22 protein-coding genes are annotated in these 20,801 nt (G+C 65.6%); 9 read left to right on the top strand and 13 right to left on the bottom strand.

Going from position 1 to position 20,801, the window contains the following annotated elements:
• Position 1 precedes the first annotated feature (1 nt).
• Positions 2-196, bottom strand: coding sequence for a hypothetical protein (locus C7455_RS01750; RefSeq protein ID WP_109664646.1), 195 nt, complete (start codon positions 194-196; stop codon positions 2-4).
• 168 nt (positions 197-364) lie between these two features.
• On the opposite strand from C7455_RS01750, the gene C7455_RS01745 reads away from it, so the two are divergent.
• From C7455_RS01745 to C7455_RS01735, 3 genes are all read left to right on the top strand, one after another.
• On the top strand, positions 365-1,426 hold the full coding sequence (locus C7455_RS01745; RefSeq protein WP_109664643.1) for a TRAP transporter substrate-binding protein: 1,062 nt from the start codon (positions 365-367) through the stop codon (positions 1,424-1,426).
• A gap of 100 nt (positions 1,427-1,526) precedes the next feature.
• Positions 1,527-2,105, top strand: a complete 579-nt coding sequence (locus tag C7455_RS01740; protein WP_109664641.1) for a TRAP transporter small permease — start codon at positions 1,527-1,529, stop codon at positions 2,103-2,105.
• Complete coding sequence (locus C7455_RS01735; RefSeq protein ID WP_109664638.1) at positions 2,102-3,595, top strand: TRAP transporter large permease; 1,494 nt, start codon at positions 2,102-2,104, stop codon at positions 3,593-3,595. Before C7455_RS01740 ends, C7455_RS01735 begins: the two co-directional genes overlap by 4 nt.
• Here C7455_RS01735 and C7455_RS01730 read toward each other — a convergent pair.
• From C7455_RS01730 to C7455_RS01715, 4 genes are all read right to left on the bottom strand, one after another.
• Positions 3,587-3,952, bottom strand: coding sequence for a Rieske (2Fe-2S) protein (locus C7455_RS01730; RefSeq protein WP_109664636.1), 366 nt, complete (start codon positions 3,950-3,952; stop codon positions 3,587-3,589). The two genes, C7455_RS01735 and C7455_RS01730, sit on opposite strands and share 9 nt — an antisense overlap.
• On the bottom strand, positions 3,949-5,211 hold the full coding sequence (fahA, locus tag C7455_RS01725; RefSeq protein WP_109664633.1) for a fumarylacetoacetase: 1,263 nt from the start codon (positions 5,209-5,211) through the stop codon (positions 3,949-3,951). Before fahA ends, C7455_RS01730 begins: the two co-directional genes overlap by 4 nt.
• On the bottom strand, positions 5,208-6,350 hold the full coding sequence (gene hppD, locus C7455_RS01720; protein WP_109664630.1) for a 4-hydroxyphenylpyruvate dioxygenase: 1,143 nt from the start codon (positions 6,348-6,350) through the stop codon (positions 5,208-5,210). Before hppD ends, fahA begins: the two co-directional genes overlap by 4 nt.
• Positions 6,351-6,501: 151 nt before the next feature.
• Positions 6,502-7,905 carry a helix-turn-helix domain-containing protein gene (locus tag C7455_RS01715; RefSeq protein ID WP_109664628.1) on the bottom strand — a complete coding sequence of 468 codons (1,404 nt, stop codon included), beginning with the start codon at positions 7,903-7,905 and terminating at the stop codon, positions 6,502-6,504.
• 140 nt (positions 7,906-8,045) lie between these two features.
• Between C7455_RS01715 and C7455_RS01710 the strand changes: the two genes are divergently transcribed.
• The 6 genes from C7455_RS01710 (at position 8,046) to C7455_RS01685 (ending at position 13,776) form a co-directional block, all read left to right on the top strand.
• Positions 8,046-8,516: a pyridoxal-phosphate-dependent aminotransferase family protein gene (locus C7455_RS01710; protein ID WP_109664625.1), complete on the top strand. Its 471-nt coding sequence runs from the start codon at positions 8,046-8,048 to the stop codon at positions 8,514-8,516.
• A gap of 24 nt (positions 8,517-8,540) precedes the next feature.
• Positions 8,541-9,494, top strand: coding sequence for an HpcH/HpaI aldolase/citrate lyase family protein (locus C7455_RS01705; protein ID WP_109664623.1), 954 nt, complete (start codon positions 8,541-8,543; stop codon positions 9,492-9,494).
• A gap of 81 nt (positions 9,495-9,575) precedes the next feature.
• Positions 9,576-10,754 carry a malate--CoA ligase subunit beta gene (locus C7455_RS01700; RefSeq protein WP_109664619.1) on the top strand — a complete coding sequence of 393 codons (1,179 nt, stop codon included), beginning with the start codon at positions 9,576-9,578 and terminating at the stop codon, positions 10,752-10,754.
• Between the two features lie 12 nt (positions 10,755-10,766).
• Entirely contained in the window at positions 10,767-11,663 is an 897-nt protein-coding gene (gene sucD, locus C7455_RS01695) for a succinate--CoA ligase subunit alpha (RefSeq protein ID WP_109664617.1), read from the top strand.
• Positions 11,660-12,538 (top strand): HTD2 family dehydratase, encoded by an 879-nt coding sequence (locus C7455_RS01690; protein ID WP_245904181.1) that lies wholly within the window; start codon positions 11,660-11,662, stop codon positions 12,536-12,538. The genes sucD and C7455_RS01690 overlap by 4 nt, the downstream gene beginning before the upstream one ends.
• Positions 12,538-13,776, top strand: a complete 1,239-nt coding sequence (locus C7455_RS01685) for a CoA transferase (RefSeq protein ID WP_109664615.1) — start codon at positions 12,538-12,540, stop codon at positions 13,774-13,776. Before C7455_RS01690 ends, C7455_RS01685 begins: the two co-directional genes overlap by 1 nt.
• On the opposite strand, the gene kynU is transcribed toward C7455_RS01685, so the two are convergent.
• From kynU to C7455_RS01650, 8 genes are all read right to left on the bottom strand, one after another.
• A complete protein-coding gene (kynU, locus tag C7455_RS01680) occupies positions 13,773-14,975 on the bottom strand; it encodes a kynureninase (protein WP_109664612.1) in 1,203 nt (400 codons plus the stop codon). The genes C7455_RS01685 and kynU overlap by 4 nt on opposite strands.
• Positions 14,972-15,802 (bottom strand): tryptophan 2,3-dioxygenase, encoded by an 831-nt coding sequence (locus C7455_RS01675; protein ID WP_109664609.1) that lies wholly within the window; start codon positions 15,800-15,802, stop codon positions 14,972-14,974. Before C7455_RS01675 ends, kynU begins: the two co-directional genes overlap by 4 nt.
• Before the next feature lie 63 nt (positions 15,803-15,865).
• Positions 15,866-16,792, bottom strand: coding sequence for a metal ABC transporter permease (locus C7455_RS01670; protein WP_109664606.1), 927 nt, complete (start codon positions 16,790-16,792; stop codon positions 15,866-15,868).
• A gap of 3 nt (positions 16,793-16,795) precedes the next feature.
• A complete protein-coding gene (locus C7455_RS01665; protein WP_109664603.1) occupies positions 16,796-18,007 on the bottom strand; it encodes a metal ABC transporter permease in 1,212 nt (403 codons plus the stop codon).
• Positions 18,008-18,010: 3 nt separating this feature from the next.
• Positions 18,011-18,823 carry a metal ABC transporter ATP-binding protein gene (locus C7455_RS01660; protein WP_109664601.1) on the bottom strand — a complete coding sequence of 271 codons (813 nt, stop codon included), beginning with the start codon at positions 18,821-18,823 and terminating at the stop codon, positions 18,011-18,013.
• Positions 18,824-18,831: 8 nt separating this feature from the next.
• Positions 18,832-19,782 carry a metal ABC transporter solute-binding protein, Zn/Mn family gene (locus C7455_RS01655; protein WP_109664598.1) on the bottom strand — a complete coding sequence of 317 codons (951 nt, stop codon included), beginning with the start codon at positions 19,780-19,782 and terminating at the stop codon, positions 18,832-18,834.
• 117 nt (positions 19,783-19,899) lie between these two features.
• On the bottom strand, positions 19,900-20,097 hold the full coding sequence (locus C7455_RS19805; protein WP_146199902.1) for a hypothetical protein: 198 nt from the start codon (positions 20,095-20,097) through the stop codon (positions 19,900-19,902).
• 6 nt (positions 20,098-20,103) lie between these two features.
• Positions 20,104-20,709, bottom strand: coding sequence for a nucleoside/nucleotide kinase family protein (locus C7455_RS01650; protein ID WP_245904221.1), 606 nt, complete (start codon positions 20,707-20,709; stop codon positions 20,104-20,106).
• Positions 20,710-20,801 lie beyond the last annotated feature (92 nt).

Genomic DNA, 20,801 nt, shown 5'->3' with positions numbered 1-20,801 from the left:
CCTAATCCCGCCCCTCGGGCCGCCAGGTGACGAACAGGTGCCAAGCCAGGAACCCACCGATCGCGGCGAAGAGGTAAGCCCAGATCCGGTTGTCGAAGCTCCATTCCACCCCCGCCCAGGCGAAGGGCGCGCAGACCAGAATTGCGCGCCGCCAGGCAGGGCGGAAGAACGGGTGGCTGGGGTCGATCAGGCGCATTGGGTCACCGGTGGAAGGCAAGGTCGGACCGTCTTGCCAGACCGCACCCGACCCGGCAAGCGCGCGGTCGCGGTAGCCCGGACTTGGCGGGTCAGGGTATGTATTATACCTCTCGTTGGAATCGGGCGGCGCAAAGAACAGACCGTCTGATCGAAAGGGAGGATATCCATGACCACGCGATTCACTCGGACGCGCCGCGCGTTCCTGCATCTCGGCGGCGCGGCCCTTGCCGCCAGCCTCGCCACAAGCGCCGCCACCGCGCAGGAGGTGACGCTGCGCCTGCACCAGTTCCTGCCCGCGCAGGCCGTGGTGCCGACCCATGTGCTCGATGTCTGGGCCGACCGTATCGAGGAAGCGTCGGACGGGCGCATCGAGATCCAGCGCTTTCCCGCGATGCAGCTGGGCGGCGCCCCGCCGCAACTGATAGACCAGGTGGTCGATGGCACCGTCGATATCGTCTGGACCTTGCCGGGCTATACCCCCAACCGCTTTCCGCGCACCGAGGTGTTCGAGCTGCCCTTCATGATGGCAAACGGCAATGCCGAAGCAATGAGCCGCGCCTATTGGCAACTGGGGCAGGAAACCATGTTCGACACCGATTTCGCCGCTGTCCATGTGCTGGGCCTGTGGGTGCATGGGCCGGGCGTGATCCATTCCTCCGATCCGGTCGAAAGCGTGGGTGATCTGGCGGGCGTCAGCCTGCGCGCGCCCACGCGCATGACCAACCAGCTTTTCGAACGGCTGGGCGCCACGCCCATCGGCATGCCCGTTCCGGCGGTGCCCGAGGCGCTCAGCCAGGGCGTGATCGACGCAACCGTGATCCCGTGGGAGGTGACTGCAGCGTTGCGCGTGTCGGAACTGGTGGACAATCATACCGAGTTTCCGGGCGATGCGCTTTATGTCGCCACCTTCGTCCTGGCGATGAACCAAGATCGCTACGACAGCCTGCCCGCAGACCTGCAGGCCATCCTCGACGAGAACTCCGGGCTTGAATTCTCGGCCTTCGCGGGCCGCGTGATGCAGGACTATGACGCCCCCGCCCGCGAACTGGCCGAAGATCGCGGCAACACGATCATCACGCTGGCCGAGGATCAGATGGGCGAATGGCGCGCCGCCGCCGATCCCATCATCTCAGGCTGGGTCACCGAGATGGGGGCCGCGGGTATCGACGGCGCGGCCCTGCTGGAGCGGGCGCGCGCGCTGATCGCGGAAAACCAGCCCGCCAACTGACGCGGAAGATCAGGGGCGGCCCCCGCGGTGGACCTGCGGGGGCCGCGCACCATGTTTCCGCGCACCACAGCGTCCTGATACCGAAGGAGGGCAAGGCCCCATGCTGCACCTCGTGACCCGCCTTGCCCGCATGATGGCGCTGATGGGCGGCCTCGTGCTGACCGCGCTGGTGGGGCTCACCTGTCTGAGCGTGCTGGGCCGGGGGCTGGACAGGCTGGGGCATGCCGAGGGGCTGATGGGGTTTGCACCGGGGCTTGCCGCCTTTCTGACGGGCTTTGGCCCCGTGCGCGGCGATTATGAACTGGTCGAGGCGGGCATAGCCTTTGCCGTTTTCGCCTTCCTGCCGATCTGCCAGCTTTCCGCCGGCCACGCCTCGGTCGATCTGTTCACCGGCATGATGTCGGATCGCGTGAACCGGTTTCTGATTGCCTTTTGGGAAGTGGTGCTGGCCGTGGTGATCGTGGTGATCGGCTGGCGGCTTTTCATGGGCTTCATCGAGAAGATCGACAACGGTCAGACAACCTTCTTGCTGCAATTCCCGGTCTGGTGGGCTTACGGTGCCAGCTTCGTCGCGGCGGCGGTGGCGGGGCTGGTGGGGATCTATTGCGCGCTGGCGCGGGTTGTCGAAGGGCTGACCGGGCGCAGCTACCTGCCCGACGACGGAAGGGCAGAGCATTGAGCGCGCTGGAGCTTGGGTTCTGGTCTTTCCCGATCCTGCTCGTGCTGATCTTCCTGCGCGCGCCCATCGGGGTGGCGATGTTCACCATGGGCGTGGGCGGGCTGTGGCTGGCGACGGACAGCCCGAACATGGCGATGAACCTGCTCAAGGCCGAAAGCTATTCCACCTTTTCCAGCTATTCGCTGTCGATCATCCCGATGTTCTTGCTGATGGGCCAGTTCGCCACGCTCTCGGGCATGTCCTCGGCTCTGTTCACGGCCGCCTCGGGCTGGCTGGGCCACCGCAAGGGCGGCGTGGCGATGGCCTCCGTCGGGGCCTGCGCGGGGTTTGGGGCGATTTGCGGATCGTCGCTGGCCACCGCCGCCACCATGAGCCGCGTCGCCCTGCCCGAGTTGAAGCGCTACGGCTATTCGGGCGGTTTTTCCACTGCGACGCTGGCCGCTGGTGGCACGCTGGGCATCTTGATCCCGCCCTCGGTCATCTTGGTCATCTACGCGATCTTGACCGAGCAAAACATCGCATCGCTGTTTCTGGCGGCCTTCGTGCCCGGCATTCTGGCGGCCATCGGCTACATGATCGTCATCGCGGTCTATGTGCGGCTGAACCCCGACAGCGCGGGCCTGCGCGACCGGGTGCCCTATGGCGAACGCTTCCGCGCGCTGGCCGAGATCTGGCCGGTGATCGTGGTGTTCGGCCTTGTCGTGGGCGGCATCTACGCGGGCTGGTTCACACCGACCGAAGGGGCCGCCGTCGGGGCGGCGGGCACGGGCCTGCTGGCGCTGGTGAAGGGCAAGATGACATGGGCGCTGTTCAAGGAGGCGATCCTCACCACCGCCGTTTCCTCGGCGATGATCTTTTTCATCGTGCTGGGCGCCAAGCTCTACAATTCCTTTCTCGCGCTGACACAGATGCCGCAGGAATTGTCGCAATTCGTGGTCAATCAGGGCTACGCGCCACTGACCGTGCTGATCTTGATCCTTGTCTTCTACCTCATCATGGGCTGCCTGATGGACAGCCTTTCGATGATCTTGCTGACCATCCCGATCTTCTGGCCGGTCATGGCGCAGATGGATTTCGGGCTGATCTCGCTGATCGACATGCAGGCCGCGCGGCTGGCCGAAGGGATCGCCGCCGGCATCGCCATGGCCCCCGACCTGCTGGCACAGGCGCAGGCCAAGCTCGCCGAGGGCGTGGCACTGACCCGCGATGAGTTCCGCGAACTGGGCCTCAGGCCCGTGACCGAAGCCATGCATGCCGATTTCAACACGACACTGACGGCGATCTGGTTCGGCATCCTTGTGCTGATCGTGGTCGAGGTCGGGCTGATCACCCCGCCCGTGGGCATGAACCTCTTCATCATCAACGCCATCGACCGTTCGACGCCAATGAGCGCGACCTACAGGGCGGTGCTGTGGTTCGTCACCTCGGACCTCATCCGGGTGGTGATCCTGGTCGCCTTCCCCTCGATCACACTGTTCCTGTTACGCTGATCCGATCACCAGCCAGTCGCCAGCGACCCGCAGGGGCACAGGATCAAGCGCGCATCCCTGCCCCAACCCGTCCACACCCCGCCCCGTGCAGGCGTCGAACCCCGCGTCATGGTTGGAACAGCGCAGAGTTTCCCCGTCGGCCGACAGGATATTGGACGACCGCCAATCAAGCGGCAAGTATTGGTGCGGGCAAGCGTTCACATAGGCGCGAAGGCCGTCGGCACTTGCCACCAGAAGGATCGGGAAGCCGTCGAGGTCATGGCTGGCCACGCCCGCCACGGGAAGATCTGCGGCGGCGCAGATGCAGGTGCCCTCGGGCGGCGCACCGGGGAAGTCACGCCAGGCGTCCCGGTTCATGGTGCCTCGGGTGCGGGCAGGATAGTGCCCTCGCACGGGCCGAAGCCCAGCCGGTAAGCCCCCTCGCACCAGCCGCGCAAGGTCACGCTGTCGCCGTCTTGCAAAAAGCTCCGCGTGCCGCCCGCAACCGTCACCGGGTCGCGCCCGTTCCACGTCAGTTCCAGCAGTGCGCCACGGCTGTCGGGCGTGGGGCCGGAAATCGTGCCCGACCCGATCAGATCGCCCGTTTCCATGGCGCAGCCCGAAATCGCGTGATGGGCGATCTGCTGGGCGGCGGAGTAATACAGATGACGCGCATTGGTGCGGGCGATCGTCGTGGGCCCCTGCCCCTGCGGCGCAAGGTCGATCTCCAAGGCAAGGTCAAGGTTATGGGGCGCGGTCTCGTGCAGGTATGGCAAGAGCGGAAGCGCACGCTCGGGCGGGGCCACCACAAAGGGCGCCAGCGCCTCGCGGGTCACCACCCAAGGGCTGATCGTGGTGCCGAAAGCCTTGGACTGGAACGGCCCCAGAGGCTGATATTCCCAGACCTGCACATCGCGCGCCGACCAGTCGTTGAGGAGCACGAAGCCAAAGATCATCTCCCAGGCCTGCACGGTCGTCACCGGCGCGCCCATGGCGTTGCCGGTGCCAAGGATCGCGCCAAGTTCCAGCTCGAAATCCAGTTTCTGCGACGGGCCAAGGCGCGGCACCGGGTCATCAGCCGCCTTCAACTGCCCCAATGGCCGACGGATGCCCGTGCCCGAGACGACCACGGTGGACGCCCGCCCGTTGTAGCCGATGGGCATGTGCAGCCAGTTGGGTGGCAGGGCATTGTCCGCCCCGCGAAACATGGTGCCGACATTGGTCGCATGCTCGCGCGAGGCGTAGAAATCGGTGTAGCTGCGCGCGAAGATGGGCAGGTGCATTGTGGCGCCCTTCTGCGCCACCAGCGGCAAAGCGCGATCCCCCGTCCGAGCGTCCAGGAGATCGGCCAAAGCAGCGCGCGTGGCCGACCAGACGGCAGGCCCCAGCGCCATGAACGGGTTGAGGAAACCCTCGCCAAAAACCCGCCGCCCCGGCGCGGGTTCCACGATGCCCGCAGCCTCCAGCGCCGTCACGTCCAGGATCAGATCGCCGATCGCCACCCCAACCCGGCGCGTCCCGTCGCTGTCGGAAAACACGCCCCAAGGCAGGTTCTGGATCGGATAATCGCAGCCGGGCGCATTGGCGCTGTCGATCCAACTGCGCCGGCCCGGATCATGCGTGGCGTTCAGGCTCATTCCCCCGCGGCCTGCTTACGCCCTACCGCTTCGCTGCTTGAGGCCTTCAACACACCGCGATCAATCTGGTCTTGCTCGATCGACTCGAAGAGCGCCTTGAAATTCCCCTCGCCAAAGCCGTCATCGCCCTTGCGCTGGATGAACTCGAAGAAGATTGGCCCGATCACCGTCTTGGAAAAGATCTGCAGCAAGATGCGCGTCATGCCGCCATCCACCACGCCTTCGCCGTCGATCAAGATGCCATGTTGCATCATCCGTGCGATGGGTTCCTCATGGCCCTGCACGCGCTTGTGGCTCATGGCGTAATAGGATTTCGGAGGGGTGGGCATGAACTCGATGCCGTTTGCGGCGATCTTGTCCACCGATGCATAGATGTCGTTGCTTGCCACCGCGATATGCTGGATGCCTTCGCCCTTGTATGCGCGCAAGTATTCCTCGATCTGGCTGGTCGCGTCGGCACTCTCGTTGATCGGGATGCGTATCTTGCCGCAAGGCGACGTCAACGCGCGGGAAAACAGGCCGGTCTGCTTGCCCTTGATGTCGAAATACCGGATCTCGCGGAAATTGTAGGCCTTGGCGTAGAAATCATACCAGGTGCTCATGTTGCCGCGCTGCACGTTATGCGTGAGGTGGTCGAGGTAGGAGAAGCCCGCGCCCTGCGGCTTCGGGTCCACCGCGCCCAGCCAGTCGTATTCGGCACCATAGGGGCTGGCGCCCTCACCATAGCTCTCGACGAAGTAGAGCAGCGATCCGCCAATGCCGATGACAGCGGGCACATCGAGCGACTTGCCCGGCCCGGTGTATTCCGTCGAGCCATAGTCGAGCGCGCATTTCAGCGCGTGCTGCGCATCGACCACCCGCCACGCCATCGCGGGGGCGCAGGGGCCGTGGGCCTCGACAAAGCGGGCGGCATGGCAGTCGGGGTCGCGGTTCAGCACATAGGTGATGTCGCCTTGCCGGTAGAGCGAGATGTCGCGGGTCTTGTGGCGCGCGACCTCTGTGAAGCCCATCGCGGTGAACAGGCTCTCCAGCACGGCCGGGTCGGGATGGGCAAATTCGACGAATTCGAACCCGTCGGTGCCTGCCACGTTGATCGCGTCGATGGTGGCTTTCGGGGCGTCATGCGGAAAAGGTCCCATGGGGTCCTCCCTTGTCTGGACTGCGTGTACGTGCCCTTCACGCAGCGAAACAATCCCGGCCCGCGGGGGGCTTCGGTCGGCCCGACGCCCGCGCCCCTTGTCTCACAGGGACGCGCGGGCTGTCAATAATCGTTGCAAATGCGATGACCCATCAGGCCGAATAGCGCGTGGCCCCGCGGCGGCGTTCATCCAACGGTTCGGTCATGACGATGGCGTGATGGGCACGTTGGTCGCAAGCCGCACGGGGGCAGATCCGGCAATTGATCCCGATCTCGGTCACGGGCGCATTGGCGGCGGCCAGAGTGTCGGCATAGCCGATGGCTTGCGCGTGATCGACCGAACAACCAATGGCGACGGCCAGCCGCACATCTTGGGTGTGACGTGCAAAGCTCGGCCGGTCGACGGTGCGCGAAAACACCATGAAGCGGCTCTGGTCCGGCATTTCCACGAGTTGCGGCACGATGCGACCGGGCGTGCGGAAGGACATGTGCACCTCGAGGCGCGGACAGGCGCCGCCATGTTCGGCCAGATGGAAATCGGTCGAATTGAACCGCTTGGTGACATTGCCCGCCTTGTCGATGCGCAGGAAAAAGAACGGCACGCCTTGCGCGCCGCGCCGTTGCAGGGTGGTCGCGCGATGGGCGGCCTGTTCGAAACTGACGCCGAAGCGCGTCGCCAGATGGTCGAAATCATAGCGCGAGGCCAGCGCCTCAGCGAGATAGGGCCCATAGGGCATCAGCACGGCGGCGGCGAAGTAATTGGCCAGTTCCACCCGACAGCGCGCCCGGTCCTGTGCGTCGGACAGTTGCGCTTGGGTCAACAATTCGTCGAAGATCGCGCGCAATTCGATCAGCCCTGCCACATGCACCAACTGGAACACACGGTTGGGGTGATCCAGAGCTTCTGATAGAAGAATGAGCCGCCGCGCCTCGTCATACTGGCGCAGCGTCTGGGGCATGTCGGCAACCGTCACCAGTTGCACCCTCAGGCCCAAGCGCGCCAGCAGGCGTTGCTTGAGCGCGGCATAGACATCGTCGGTGGCGGGGGCCAAGCCATCCCAGAACGCCTCGGCCGCCTGTTCGAGCGCGGGGAAATGGTTGCGGTTCTTGCGAAAGAAGGTGTGGACGGTTTCCTCGGGCGAGCTGTGCAGGAACCCGCGCGCGCCATCGCCCACTTCGACGACGCTCATCAACTGGTCGGTGGTCGCCAGATAGGACCTGTGCAGGCGCAGAAAACAGGTGGCCAGATCGGGCGCATGGCTCAGCGCTGCGCGCATCTGCGCCAGATCGGGGCGGTCGCCCTCGAAGAGCGGATCGGCCAAGGCGGCGCGCAGATCCGCCAGATGGGCGGTGTCCTCGTCATCGGCCAGATCGCGCCAATCGACGCCATAGGTCTCGAACAGCTTGAGCAAGACCGGAACCGAGACCGATCTTTCGTTCTTTTCCAGAAGGTTGACGTAGGATGTCGAGATGCCCAACGCCTTGCCCATCTGGGCCTGCGTCTGGCCATGATCGACGCGCAACCGGCGCAGGCGGGGACCGATGAAGGTTTTCATGGCGTGTGTTCCCGAATGTTCACAAGTTGACGGAAATCATAGCATGTAAATTCTCGCATTTACAGCAGGACCCGGAACGGTTTTGAAACCGGCCGCCCCACAGGCATGGTGCCTCCACATCTTGGAGGGAGGACAACAGGATGCACAGCCGCCAGACCCATCTGACACCGCGTGTGACGGGCGACCAAAAGGGCCGACCCGCAGAAATCCACCTGATGCCCGGCGCGACGCTCACGGCTTGGCAGGCGATCCTTTCCACAGCCCTCGCGCCCCATGACCGGGTTCTGGTTCTGGGCGGCGATGGGGCCGCACGCCACTGGGCCGATCTTGCCCAATGCGCGGGCCTCAGGGTCGAGATACTGGCGCAGCTTACGCCCAAGGCCGTAGCCCGCCGCATCGGCCAAGACCGCTACGGGATGCTCAAGGCGGTGCTGGTGGTGGCGGGCGACATGGCCCCCCGTGACGTGCGCGCAGCCCTCGATGCGTCATTCCACGATGCACTTTTGTTCGTGGATGCAAGTGGCACGCCCGCGGCCGATCTGGCGGGCGCACATGCCGATATCGTGCTGACCGATCCGCGCACGGGCCTTGCCCGTCTCGGCGCCTTCTAATCCCGTTTCCGAAAGAGCCCGACCATGTCCCACACGCTTCACCCGCTGCGCCGCCAGCGCCTGCAACGCTCGGAACTGGCGGTGCCTGCCTCCAACCCGACGATGATCGACAAGGCGGCCGAGTCTGCCGCCGATTACGTCTTTCTCGATCTCGAGGATGCGGTCGCCCCCCCCGAAAAGGCGCAGGCCCGCAAGAACGCCATTCAGGCGCTCAACGACATTGATTGGGCCGCCAAGGGCAAGACCGTGAGCGTCAGGATCAACGGGCTCGACACGCACTACATGTACCGCGACGTCGTCGACGTGATGGAACAGGCGGGCGACCGGGTGCACACGCTGCTGGTGCCCAAGGTGGGCGTCACCGCCGATCTTTACATGGTCGAGGCGATGGTGAACCAGATCGAACAAGGCACCGGCGTGCAGACCCGCGTGGGGCTTGAGGCGCTGATCGAGACCGCGCTTGGCATGGCCAATGTGGAGGCCATCGCGCAGTTCGGTGGCCGGTTGGAGGCGCTGCATTTCGGTGTCGCCGACTATGCCGCCAGCATGCGGGCGCGCACCACCAATATCGGCGGGCTGAACCCGGATTATCCGGGAGATCAATGGCACGCCTCGATCACGCGGATGGTCATCGCCTGCCGCGCCTACGGGCTGCGCGCCATAGACGGGCCGTTCGGCGATTTCTCTGACCCCGAGGGCTACAAGGCCGGAGCGCGCCGCGCCGCCGCCCTTGGCTGCGAAGGCAAATGGGCGATCCACCCCAGTCAGGTGGGCATGGCCAACGAGGTCTTCAGCCCGCCCGAGGCCGAAGTGACCCGCGCCCACCGCATCATCGCGGAACTGAAAGCCGCCGAGGCACAGGGCAAAGGGGCCGCAAGCCTTGATGGCAAGATGATCGACGCCGCTTCCGAAAAGATGGCCCGCAACGTGATCGACATGGCCGATGCCATCGCCGCCCGCACTGTTGCCGCCGAATGAGACCGTAGGGTGGGCGATTGCGCCCACCTGCATAGCCAATGGTGGGCAGGTCGCCCACCCGACGGAAGGGAGAACTGACGCATGGACATCCATGAACATCAGGCCAAGGCCATTCTCGCCGAATTCGGCGTGCCGGTGCCAAAGGGCTTTGTCGCCTTCAGCCCCGAACAGGCGGCGCATGCCTTCCGCCAGCTTGGCGGCAACAATTGCGTGGTCAAGGCGCAGATCCATTCCGGCGGCCGGGGGGCGGCGGGCGGTGTGAAACTGTGCAAGACAGAAGCCGAGGTGCGCAGCTTCGCCGCCACCCTTCTGGGCAAGACCCTCGTCACCAAGCAGACCGGCGCGGGCGGCAAGCTGGTAGAGCGCCTCTGGGTCGAAGAAGCGACCGACATCGCGCAGGAAATCTATCTGGGCTTTGTGCTCGACCGCAAATCCGAGCGCATCATGATCGTGGCCTCCGGCCATGGCGGGATGGAGATCGAGGATCTGGCCGAAAACGACCCCGACAGCCTCGTGCGCATGGTGATCGACCCCGCGGCAGGGCTTGTCGACTATCAGGCGCGCGAACTGGCGTTTCGCCTTGGCCTCAAGGGCAGCCAAGTCGCGCAATTCGCGACCACCCTGCGCGCCTGCTACCGCGCCTACCGCGATCTGGATGCCATGATGGTCGAGATCAACCCGCTTGCCATTACCGGCGCGGGCGATCTGGTGGCGCTGGACGCGAAAATGTCCTTCGACACCAACGCGCTTTATCGCCGCCCGCAGGTCGAGGCGCTGCGCGATCCGGGGCAGGAAGACCCGCGAGAGAGCAGCGCCCATGACAATGGCCTCGCCTATGTGGGGCTTGAGGGCGACATCGGCTGCATCATCAACGGCGCAGGCCTCGCCATGGCCACGATGGACATGATCAAGCTGGCAGGCGGCGAGCCTGCCAACTTCCTCGATATCGGCGGCGGCGCCAGCCCCGCGCGGGTCGTCACCGCCTTCCGCACGGTCCTGACCGATCCCAATGTCAGCGTGATCTTGGTCAACATCTTCGCGGGCATCAACCGCTGCGACTGGATCGCCAAGGGCGTGGTGCAAGCCTACGAGGAGGTCGGGTTGAGCCTGCCCGTCGTCGTCCGACTGTCGGGCACGAATGTGGAGGAAGGGCGCGAGATCATCCGCACCTCGGGCCTGCCGCTGATCTCTGCCGACACGCTGGCCGAGGCGGCGCGCGCCGCCGTGCGCGCCCGCCCCACCCCCGTCGCCGCCGAATAAGGAGCGCGCATCATGGCCATTTTGATCACCAAGGACACGAAGATCATCGTTCAGGGCATGTCAGGCCGGATCGGCCAATTCCATGCCGAGGAAATGATCGACTACGGCAGCAATGTCGTGGGCGGCGTCACGCCGGGCAAGGGTGGCGAAACGCTGCTCGGCCGACCGCTGTTCAACACGGTGCGCGACGCGGTGGAGGCGACCGGGGCGGACGCATCGCTGCTGTTCGTGCCGCCCGCCTTTGCAGCGGATGCGATGATGGAAGCCGCTGACGCAGGGATAAAGACCGCAGTCTGCGTGACCGACGGGTTGCCCGCGCAAGACATGATGAAGGTGAAACGCTTTCTCAAGCGCTACCCGCGCGAGAAGAAGATGCGCCTGATCGGCCCGAATTGCGCGGGCATCATCAGCCCCGGCATCGGCTTCATGGGCATCATGCCGCCCCATATCTACAAAGCCGGCCGCGTCGGCATCGTGGGCCGCTCGGGCACCTTGGGCTATGAGGCCGCCAGCCAGATGTCCGCGCTCGGGATCGGGGTGTCGTCCTCGATCGGGATCGGGGGCGATCCGATCAATGGCTCCAGCTTCAAGGACATCCTTGAACTCTTTGAAAACGATCCGGAAACCGACGCTGTCATCATGATCGGCGAGATCGGCGGCCCTCAGGAGGCCGAGGCAGCAGGCTTCGTCCGCGACCACATGAGCAAACCCGTCGCGGCCTATGTCGCGGGCCTGTCAGCCCCCAAGGGCCGCAAGATGGGGCATGCGGGCGCGATCATCAGCGCTTTTGGTGAAAGCGCGCAGGAAAAGGTCGAGATCTTGCAAGATGCGGGCATCATGGTCGCCCCCAACCCGTCGTCGATGGGCGAGACAGTGGCGCGCATGCTGGGTATGAAGGTCGCAGCATGACGAAGCTGGAGACATTTCCCATGGTTGCATTGCGCGAGGCCGAGGATTGGGTCGGTCGGACCGAGGAACGTTGGGGGTGTCTCGCGCCCGAACTGGCGGGGATGATGAGTGCGGCGGTCTCGCACCCGCTGTCGCTGCCGCGCGACACGCGGCGCGGCGGGCTTTTGCCGCGCCTGTGGCATTGGGCGGCCTTCCCCGAGTTTGTGCCGCTGTCCCAACTGGGGCAGGACGGACACCCGGAACTGGGCAATTTCCTGCCGCCGCTCGCCTTCAAGCGGCGGATGTGGGCGGCGGGGTCGCTGACCTTTCATGGCAGCTTGCGCATCGGCGAGAGGCTCAGGCGCAAATCGGTGATCCGCTCGGTCAAGGCCAAGACCGGGGCGACAGGCGACATGGTTTTCGTCACCGTCGGCCACCAGATCGAGGGCGAGACCGGCAGTTTCGTGGAGGAGGAGCAAGATATCGTCTATCTCCACATCCCCGAGACCTTCACGCCGCCCAAGCGTCTGCCCGAACTGGAAAGCCCCGATTTCGACGAGACGGTCACGATCAACGAGGCGCGGCTGTTCCGGTTTTCCGCCGCCACCTACAACGCCCACCGCATCCACTACGACCTTCCTTACGCGCGCGAGGTCGAGAAATACCCCGCCCTCGTCACCCACGGCCCGATGCAGGCGATCATGCTGATGGAAACCGCCAAACGGCACACCGGCGTCCCGCCCAAGCGCTTCAGCTTCCGCGGCGTGCATCCGATGTTCCACACCCATGACCTGCGCCTTCAGGGCAAGCTGTCGGCCAATGGCAAGACCATGGACCTCGGCACCGCGACGCCTGAGGGCTACCTGGGCATGACCGCGCGGGCGGAGTGGGATTGATGGGCATCCTTTCGGGCATGCGCGTGGTCGAAAGCTCCGCTTTCGTGGCGGTGCCGCTGGCGGGCATGACGCTGGCGCAGATGGGGGCGGATGTGATCCGCTTCGACCTGCCCACGGGCGGCATGGATGCGGGGCGCTGGCCTGTCGCTCCGAACGGGCAAAGCCTGTTCTGGGCAGGCATGAACAAGGGCAAACGGTCCGTCGCGCTCGACGTCAAGACGCCCCGCGGCCGCGAGATCGCGCAGGAAATCATCTGCGCGCCGGGCGATGACGCGGGCCTGTTCATCACCAATCTCGCCACGCAAGGCTGGACAGATCACGCGACGCTGGCCGCACGCCGCCCCGATCTGGTGTCGGTCAGCCTGCGCGGCGACCGCCACGGACGACCTGCGGTCGATTATACCGTGAACCCCGCCGTGGGCTTTCCCATGGCGACCGGCCCCGAAGGGTCCGAGGAGCCTGTCGCCCACGCGCTGCCCGCATGGGACGCGATTGCGGGGGGGCTGGTCGTCTCGGGATTGCTCGCCGCCGAACGCCACCGGCTGCGCCATGGCAGCGGCCAAGCCGTCGATCTGACGCTCAAGGATGTGGCCGCCGCCATGCTCGGCCATCTGGGGATCATCGGGGAACATGCGGTGACGGGCACCACGCGGGGCCGCGCGGGCAACAGCCTTTATGGCGCCTATGGTCAGGATTTCCCATGCGCCGATGGCAGGCGCGTCATGGTCATCGGGCTGACGGCACGGCAGTGGCAGAACCTGCTCAAGGTCACCGGCCTGTCCGAGCCGATGGACGCCTTGGCCAATGCGCTTGGCGCGGATTTCCGCGACGAGGGCGCGCGCTGGCACGCGCGGCACGCGATCACGGCCGTGCTTGCGCCGTGGTTCAAAGCCCGCCGCGTCGCGGATTTCGCCGCCGATCTCGACCGCGCGGGCGTCACATGGTCGGAATTCCGCACCTTCTCCCAAGCGATCGAGGACGACCCCGACCTGTCGCCCGACAACCCGATCTTTTCCGAGGTCACGCAGCCCGGAATCGGCACTTACCTCAGCCCCGGCACGCCCTTCGGCTTTTCCGGCATGGCGCGCGACCCGGCCACCCCCGCCCCCCTCCTCGGTCAGCATACCGAAGCCGTTCTGGCCGATGTCGCCCGCCTGCCCGAGGGCGACATCGCGCGGCTTTTCGACGCCGGCATCGTGGCGCAGCCCTCGCGGGCGGCGCTGCGCGCGGCCTCCTAGGTCACGCGCTGGCGGGCCATGTATTCGGGGCGGTCCCAGAGCCGGCCGTCGATCACCTCCTCGATGATCTTGGCGGCGGCGCGCACATCGCCCTCCGACACGTAAAGCGGGGTGAAGCCGAAGCGCATGATGTCGGGCGCGCGGAAATCGCCGATCACGTCACGCGCGATCAGCGCCTGCATCGCGGCATAGCCATGCTCGGATCGGAACGAGACCTGCGAACCACGCTGCGCGGGATCGCGCGGGCTGGCCAGCGTCAGCGATGGGCAACGCGCTTCCACCTCGGCGATGAAGGTCTCGCACAAGGCGACCGAGGCGGCGCGCAGATCGGCCATGTCGACCCCCTCCCAGACCTCGAGCGCAGCCTCAAGCGCGGTCAGTTGCAGCACCGGCGGCGTGCCGACGCGCATCCGCTCGACACCCGGCGCGGGCCGATAGGCGAGGTCGAAGGCGAAGGGCGCTTCGTGCCCCAGCCAGCCAGCCAGCGCGGGCTCGACCTGATCGGCCAGATCGGGGCGGACATAGATGAAGGCCGGCGCGCCGGGGCCGCCGTTGAGGTATTTGTAGGTGCATCCCACGGCGAATTCCGCGCCCGATCCCGCCAGATCGACCGGCACCGCGCCTGCGCTATGGGCCAGATCCCAGATCATCACCGCGCCTGCCTTGTGCGCGCGTTCGGTGATGGCCTTCATGTCGTGCATGCGCCCGGTGCGGTAATCGACCTGCGTCAGCATGACGACCGCCACATCGTCGGCAATGGCGTCCGCCACCGCCTCGGGGTCGACCACGCGCAGGCCGTGACCGTGACCGAGCTGCCGGATCAGCCCCTCGGCCATGTAGAGATCGGTCGGGAAATTCCCGTTGTCCGACAAGATCACACGCCGCTCGGGCCGCATCTGAAGTGCCGCCGACAGGGCCTGATAGACCTTGATCGACAGCGTGTCGCCCATCACCACCGACCCGGCCTGTGCGCCTATCAGACGGCCCACCAGATCGCCCACGCGCGACGGTTGCGCCATCCAGCCGTCAAGGTTCCAGCCCTTGATCAGATGCGCGCCCCATTGCCCGGTCATCGCCTGCGCGACCCGGTCGGGCACGGCGCGCGGCAAGGGCCCCAGCGAATTGCCATCGAGGTAGATCATCCCGTCGGGCAGGTCGAACATGTGTTTGCGCAAGACGGTCATCGCGTGATCCTTCATAGCTGCCCCCTGACCTGCCAAAGCTCGGGGAACAATTCCACCTCGAGCATCCGGCGCAGATATTGCACCCCCGACGTGCCCCCTGTGCCGCGCTTGAACCCGATGATGCGCTCCACGGTCGTGACATGGTTGAAGCGCCAGCGGCGGAAATAATCCTCCAGATCCACCAGCTTTTCGGCCAGTTCATAAAGCTCCCAATGCGCCTGCGGGGATTGGTAGACCGTGGCCCATGCGTCACGGATCGCATCTTGCGCCGCATGGGGCGCATCCATCTTGTAGGTCGCGCTGAAATCCTGCCCGGTCTGCGCGCCCAGACGGTCCAGCGCGACATGGTAGAGCGATTTGTGCGACAGTTCTGCGGTCAGCGCGCCATGCAGCGCCGGGCGGTGTTCATGCACCTTGAGCATCGCGGGGTTGCGGTTGCCCAGCATGAATTCGATCCGGCGATACTGATGCGACTGAAACCCCGAGGATTTTCCCAGATCGTCGCGGAAGGCGGTGTATTCCGACGGCGTCATGGTGCGCAGTACGTCCCATGCGCCGTTGAGCTGCTCGAAGATGCGCGCCACCCGCGTCAGCATCTTGAACACCGGGCGCACCTCTCCGCCCATCAGACCGCTGCGCGCCGCCGTCAGCTCATGGATCGCCAGCCGCATCCACAATTCGCTCGTCTGGTGCTGGATGATGAACAGCATCTCGTCATGGGCGTTCGACAGGGGTTTTTGCCCCTCCAAAAGCCCTTCGAGCGCGAGGTAGTCGCCATAGCTCATCTCGCGCGCGAATGACATCTGCGCGCCCTCGGTGGCGGGATCATAGGCGTCGGTCATGGGATGGGTCCGTTGCAGATGCGATGATGCACCCTGCCCCGAGCCTTGGCGGCGCGCAACCCGTCACGCCCCGACCGCGACGCCCACCCGCCGGCGATAGGGCCCGACCACACAGGCCAGCCCGAGGATCACGCCCGAGACCGTCGCGATCATGCCCGCCGCGCTGACCGAGTTGGAAAACCCCAGCCAGAGCGGCCCGTAGCCCGCCAGCACATAGCCAAGGATGGCCGAGAGCATGGCCAAAGCGACCGACCACCAGACCTGCGCGGCAAGGCTGTTGGTCAACAGGCGGGCGGCCGCGGGCGGGCAGATGAACATGGCGATCACGATGATGGACCCGACCGCGTCGAAGGCCGCCACGGCGGCGACAGTGGCGGTGATGACCAGCGCCAGACCGATCAGCGACACCGGCAGGCCGATGGCGCGGGCGAACCCCTCGTCGAAGGTGGAAAGCTTGAGGGGCCGCCAGAAGATCAGCGTCAGCACCGCGATCAGCGCCGCCACCACCGCCATGCGCGGCAATTCGGGCGGCAGGCTGGCCAGAGCGACGGGGTCCAGCAGACTTCCCCATCCCTCCGCGCGAAGCCAGATAAGTGTTTCCAGATTGCCCATCAGCGCGTGTTCAACGTCCAGATGCACACGGGAGGTGTCGGATTGCTCCAAGAGCAGCACACCGCCCGCGAAAAGCGCGGTAAAGACCACACCCATGGCCGCCCCCGGCTCGATCCCGCCCAGACGACGGATCGCCTCGATCAACACCACCGCGACCAGCGCCGCGGCGCCTGCCCCAAGCAGCATGGGGATGGCCGCGACCGTCCCCGTGACCAGAAAGGCCACCACGATGCCCGGCAGCACGACATGGGAAATCGCATCCCCGATCAGCGCCTGCCGACGCAGGATCAAGAAATTGCCGGGCAGCGCGCAGGCGATGGCGGCAAGGATGCCGATCAGGATCGGGGTGAGCGAGAACTGCACGAAATCCGCGCCCATGGCCTAGCCCCCCACCGGCTGCGGGCCACCCAGCCGCGCGTCGAAATCGGCGATCTGGTCGGCGGTGAAGACGTCTTCGATGGGCGTCAGCCCGTCGTAGCGCCCGGTGAGCGCCGTGTCCTGATGCACCGCGCGCGCCACGTCCCAGCGGCGTTCATCGCGGGCGATCTTTGCGGCAAGCGCCCTGCCCTTGTCGGTGGCGACCCCGTCGCGGCGGATCAGCCCCTCGGCCCGCAAGATCCGCAGCGTCAGCGGGTCGTGGATGGGTTCCGCCCGCACCAGCGCCAGCAGCCCCTGCCGGCGGTGGACACGCGCCTGAAACCGGCGGTGCGCCAGCGCCGAGGCCAACACACCGCGCGCGGGCGCAAAGAGCAGCGACAGCGCAAACACACCCGCGGCGATCAGCACGATGATCGGCCCGGTCGGCAGGTCAGGGGCCGAGGCGGACAAGGCCGCGCCGACATAGCCCGAGACGCCGCCGATCACACCCGCGGTCCACAGCACGCGCTCGACCCGGTTGGTCCAGAAACGCGCGGTGACGGCGGGAATGATCAACATCGCCACGATCAAGATCAGGCCCACCAGCTTGAGCCCGATGACCGTCACGGCCATCACCAGCCCCATCATCGCCAGATCGACGCGTCGCGTGTCGATGCCCATCGCGGCCGCATGGCCCGCATCGAAGGCCACCAGCGTCATCGGGCGGCGCAGTACCCAGATCAAAGCCACGGTGAGCGCACCGCCAAAGGCGATGGTCTGCGCATCTTGCAGCAGCATGCCGGCGGTGGAGCCGAGCAAGAAATCCTCCAGCCCCGCCTGCCGCCCCCGGTCGAGCGTCTGGATCACCGTCAACAGCACGACGCCAAAGCCGAAGAACACCGACAACACCGCGCCGATGGCCGCATCCTCGGCCAGCCGCGTGGTCCGCGCGATCCATTCCACCAGCCACAGCCCGGCAAAGGCACTGAGCGCGGAGCCCAAAAGCAGACCGACAAGGCTTTGCCCGTTGCCGCCCAAGGCCACCATGACCAGAAAGGCAATGGCGACCCCGGGCAGCGTGGCATGGGCGACCGCGTCCGACACCAGCGCCCGCTTGCGCAGGAACAGAAAAGTGCCCGCCGCCCCTGCCGCAAAGCCCAAAAGGCCCGCCCCGATGGTCACCAGCGTGGCATTGTAGCCCGCCTGAAGCAGCAGCGCGGCAAGGAAATCCGGCATGACCTAGCGCACCGTCAGGGCAAGCTGGTCCAGATGCGTCGCCGCCAGACGGCCGCCATAGGTCTGTGCCAGTGCTGCGGGTGTGAAAGTGGTCTCGACCGGCCCCTCGGCCATTGCGCGGACGTTGACGAGAAAGACATGGTCGAAATATCCGGCGACCGTGGCAAGGTCATGATGCACGGCGATGACGGATTTGCCTTGCGCCTTGAGACCCTTGAGCAGGTCGATTATGGCGCGCTCGGTGGCGGCGTCGACGCCCGCGAAAGGTTCGTCAAGCACGTAGAGATCAGCGTCTTGCGCCAGCGCGCGGGCGAGAAAGACGCGCTGCTGCTGGCCGCCGGAGAGTTGACCGATCTGGCGGTCGGCAAAGCCCTCCATGCCGACGCGGGCCAACGCGTCGAGGGCAAGGGCGCGTTCCGCCCGGCTGACCCGACGAAACAGGCCCAGCTTGCGGTAGCGGCCCATCAAGACCACGTCGATCACCGTGGTCGGGAAATCCCAATCGACACTGGCGCGCTGGGGCACATAGGCGATGCGGTCGCGGGCAGCGGCAACAGGCTGGCCATAGACAGTCACCTGCCCCGAGACCGTCGGGATCAACCCCAGCGCGGCCTTGAGAAGCGTCGATTTTCCCGCCCCGTTGGGCCCGATGATGGCCGACATCGCCCCCGCCGGGAACGTCGCATCGACCGAGAACAACGCGGGCTTGTCGCCATAACTGACCGTCAGCCCGCGCAGGCAAAGCGGGCTGGCGGGGTCAGGCCCCGCCCCTGTCTGCGCGCCACCACTTGCGGCCAGTGTCAGCGTGGATGGCATGAGGTCGGTCAATTCAGCGCCAACTCGTCGATGCGGCCCCGTTCGGGGGCCTGCCCGCCAAGCGCGCGGGCGATGGTCGTCACATTATGGTCGATCATGCCCAGATACGTTCCCTCATAAGTGCCGGGCGCGCCCATGGCGTCGGAAAAAAGCTCGCCTCCGATGCTGACCGTATGGCCCTGCGCCGCAGCGCCCTCGATCAGCGCGCGGATGTTGCGGTCGGAGACCGAAGTCTCGACGAAGACCGCGCCGATATTGCGGGTGACAAGGGTATCGACCAGTTCCGAGATCCGGTTCAGCCCCGCCTCGCTTTCGGTGGAAATGCCCTGAATGCCCATCACCTCGAACCCGTACGCCGCCCCGAAATAGGTGAAGGCGTCATGGGCGGTGACCAGAACCCGCGCCTCGGCCGGAATCGAGGCCAGAACGGTCTGGGAATAGACGGCAAGGGCTGCCAACTCCTCCAGATGGGTGGCGGCATTGGCGGTATAGGTCTCGGCATTGTCGGGGTCTGCCGCGATCATCGCGTCGCGGGTGGCCAGTACGACGCGCGACCACAGGTTGGGGTTCATCCAGACATGGGGGTCGAAGCGGCCCTCGTAATCCTCGGAGCCGATCAACTGGCTGCTCGGGATCGCCTCGGCAACGGCCACGACCGCGCGTTCGGCCGCCAGTTCCAGCAAGAAGGGTTCCAGCTGCGCCTCGAGGTAGAGGCCGTTCCAAAAGACCAGATCGGCCTGCGCCGTCGTCACGATGTCGCTGCGGGTCTGGCGGTAGGCATGCGGATCGACGCCCGGACCCATGAGCGCGGTCACATCGACACGCTCGCCGCCGACCTGACGGGCGGCATCGGCGATCATGCCGGTGGTGGCCACAACGGAAAGACGATCCTGCGCGGCAGCCGGAAGGGCCAACGCCGCGGCAGTGGCAAAAGACAACAAGAAGCGTCGGGTCAGCATGATGTGCGAATGTCCTGACTTGGCGCGCAGACGGGCGCGCGGGCCGTGCCGTCAGGACTGCATATTGCGATCCATTCGCAAAAAGTCAATGCTGTTGCGACTTATTATCAATCAAACTCAGGCAAAGGCCGCCATGACACCCCTAAGCTCGGCCAGTCCCCGCATCCGCCCGATCAGCGGGTAGCCCGAAAGCGTCCCTCGACGGTCGAGATCTGGCACGAGTACCTGAATCGTGGCGAGCAAAGCGGTATCGCCCTCCGGATGCACGCTTTCGGAAATGCTGAACCGCCAGCCCCGGACCTGCTGTGGTCGCACGACGCGTCACCAGTCCTCAATGACGAGGTCGGCCCTCGTCTCGGGCATGCACTGCGCGTGATAAAGCAACTGACCTTCAAGGTAACGTGCGTTTGCGGGGGCCTTCGGATCTGGATCACACCCATCCCGACGGGCCATCCTTTCGAAAGAAACATCAAAGGGGACAGACAAGAATACGCTGAAATCCCACAGATCCGACAGCTCATCACGGTGCAGGAAAATGCCGTCGAGAATCAGCAAGGCGCCCGGTGGCACGATCTGCCCGCTTCGGTCGGCCGCATCCCTTCTGTGGTCGAAGATGGCGGTAAGAACGTGGGAGTCACCCCGCCGGAAGGGAATGATCAGATGCTCGATCAAGGCCGGGTAATCATAGGAGTCGAGAAAGTAGCCCGTGGGGTCGCGGCGCCCGCGGGCATACCGGACGTCGGCGGGATTGTGAAACCCATCGACGCCAGCCCGCAGTATGGGCCGTCCACACTCGGTCAAAAGCGCGGCCAGGCTATCCGCGAAGGTGGTCTTTCCGGCACCATCGACGCCGTCGATCGCGACGATGGCACGAGAGGGCAGGCCGATCACATGATCGGCCAAGGTACGAACCTTTTCGACATCCACCGCCAATTCGTTTCCTAGTCTTGAGGCCGCGAGAACGCATATACTCGATTCCAGAAAGACGGTGCGCAGGACGTTACAAGCGCACCCGTCCC

This window comes from Roseicyclus mahoneyensis (genome assembly GCF_003148775.1).
In the GTDB taxonomy this organism is placed as follows: domain Bacteria; phylum Pseudomonadota; class Alphaproteobacteria; order Rhodobacterales; family Rhodobacteraceae; genus Roseicyclus; species Roseicyclus mahoneyensis.
This window is presented reverse-complemented; position numbering and strand designations above follow the sequence as displayed.

What these genes read in the sequence shown, in the direction of transcription:
- C7455_RS01710 (WP_109664625.1), top strand. Translation starts at nt 8,046, where the DNA reads ATGCACAGCCGCCAGACCCATCTGACACCGCGTGTGACGGGCGACCAA.
- C7455_RS01705 (WP_109664623.1), top strand. Translation starts at nt 8,541, where the DNA reads ATGTCCCACACGCTTCACCCGCTGCGCCGCCAGCGCCTGCAACGCTCG.
- C7455_RS01690 (WP_245904181.1), top strand. Translation starts at nt 11,660, where the DNA reads ATGACGAAGCTGGAGACATTTCCCATGGTTGCATTGCGCGAGGCCGAG.
- C7455_RS01655 (WP_109664598.1), bottom strand. Translation starts at nt 19,782, where the DNA reads ATGCTGACCCGACGCTTCTTGTTGTCTTTTGCCACTGCCGCGGCGTTG.
- sucD (WP_109664617.1), top strand. Translation starts at nt 10,767, where the DNA reads ATGGCCATTTTGATCACCAAGGACACGAAGATCATCGTTCAGGGCATG.
- C7455_RS01675 (WP_109664609.1), bottom strand. Translation starts at nt 15,802, where the DNA reads ATGACCGACGCCTATGATCCCGCCACCGAGGGCGCGCAGATGTCATTC.
- C7455_RS01685 (WP_109664615.1), top strand. Translation starts at nt 12,538, where the DNA reads ATGGGCATCCTTTCGGGCATGCGCGTGGTCGAAAGCTCCGCTTTCGTG.
- C7455_RS01740 (WP_109664641.1), top strand. Translation starts at nt 1,527, where the DNA reads ATGCTGCACCTCGTGACCCGCCTTGCCCGCATGATGGCGCTGATGGGC.
- C7455_RS01730 (WP_109664636.1), bottom strand. Translation starts at nt 3,952, where the DNA reads ATGAACCGGGACGCCTGGCGTGACTTCCCCGGTGCGCCGCCCGAGGGC.
- C7455_RS01750 (WP_109664646.1), bottom strand. Translation starts at nt 196, where the DNA reads ATGCGCCTGATCGACCCCAGCCACCCGTTCTTCCGCCCTGCCTGGCGG.
- C7455_RS01660 (WP_109664601.1), bottom strand. Translation starts at nt 18,823, where the DNA reads ATGCCATCCACGCTGACACTGGCCGCAAGTGGTGGCGCGCAGACAGGG.
- fahA (WP_109664633.1), bottom strand. Translation starts at nt 5,211, where the DNA reads ATGAGCCTGAACGCCACGCATGATCCGGGCCGGCGCAGTTGGATCGAC.
- C7455_RS01670 (WP_109664606.1), bottom strand. Translation starts at nt 16,792, where the DNA reads ATGGGCGCGGATTTCGTGCAGTTCTCGCTCACCCCGATCCTGATCGGC.
- kynU (WP_109664612.1), bottom strand. Translation starts at nt 14,975, where the DNA reads ATGAAGGATCACGCGATGACCGTCTTGCGCAAACACATGTTCGACCTG.
- C7455_RS01700 (WP_109664619.1), top strand. Translation starts at nt 9,576, where the DNA reads ATGGACATCCATGAACATCAGGCCAAGGCCATTCTCGCCGAATTCGGC.
- C7455_RS01665 (WP_109664603.1), bottom strand. Translation starts at nt 18,007, where the DNA reads ATGCCGGATTTCCTTGCCGCGCTGCTGCTTCAGGCGGGCTACAATGCC.
- C7455_RS01745 (WP_109664643.1), top strand. Translation starts at nt 365, where the DNA reads ATGACCACGCGATTCACTCGGACGCGCCGCGCGTTCCTGCATCTCGGC.
- hppD (WP_109664630.1), bottom strand. Translation starts at nt 6,350, where the DNA reads ATGGGACCTTTTCCGCATGACGCCCCGAAAGCCACCATCGACGCGATC.
- C7455_RS01715 (WP_109664628.1), bottom strand. Translation starts at nt 7,905, where the DNA reads ATGAAAACCTTCATCGGTCCCCGCCTGCGCCGGTTGCGCGTCGATCAT.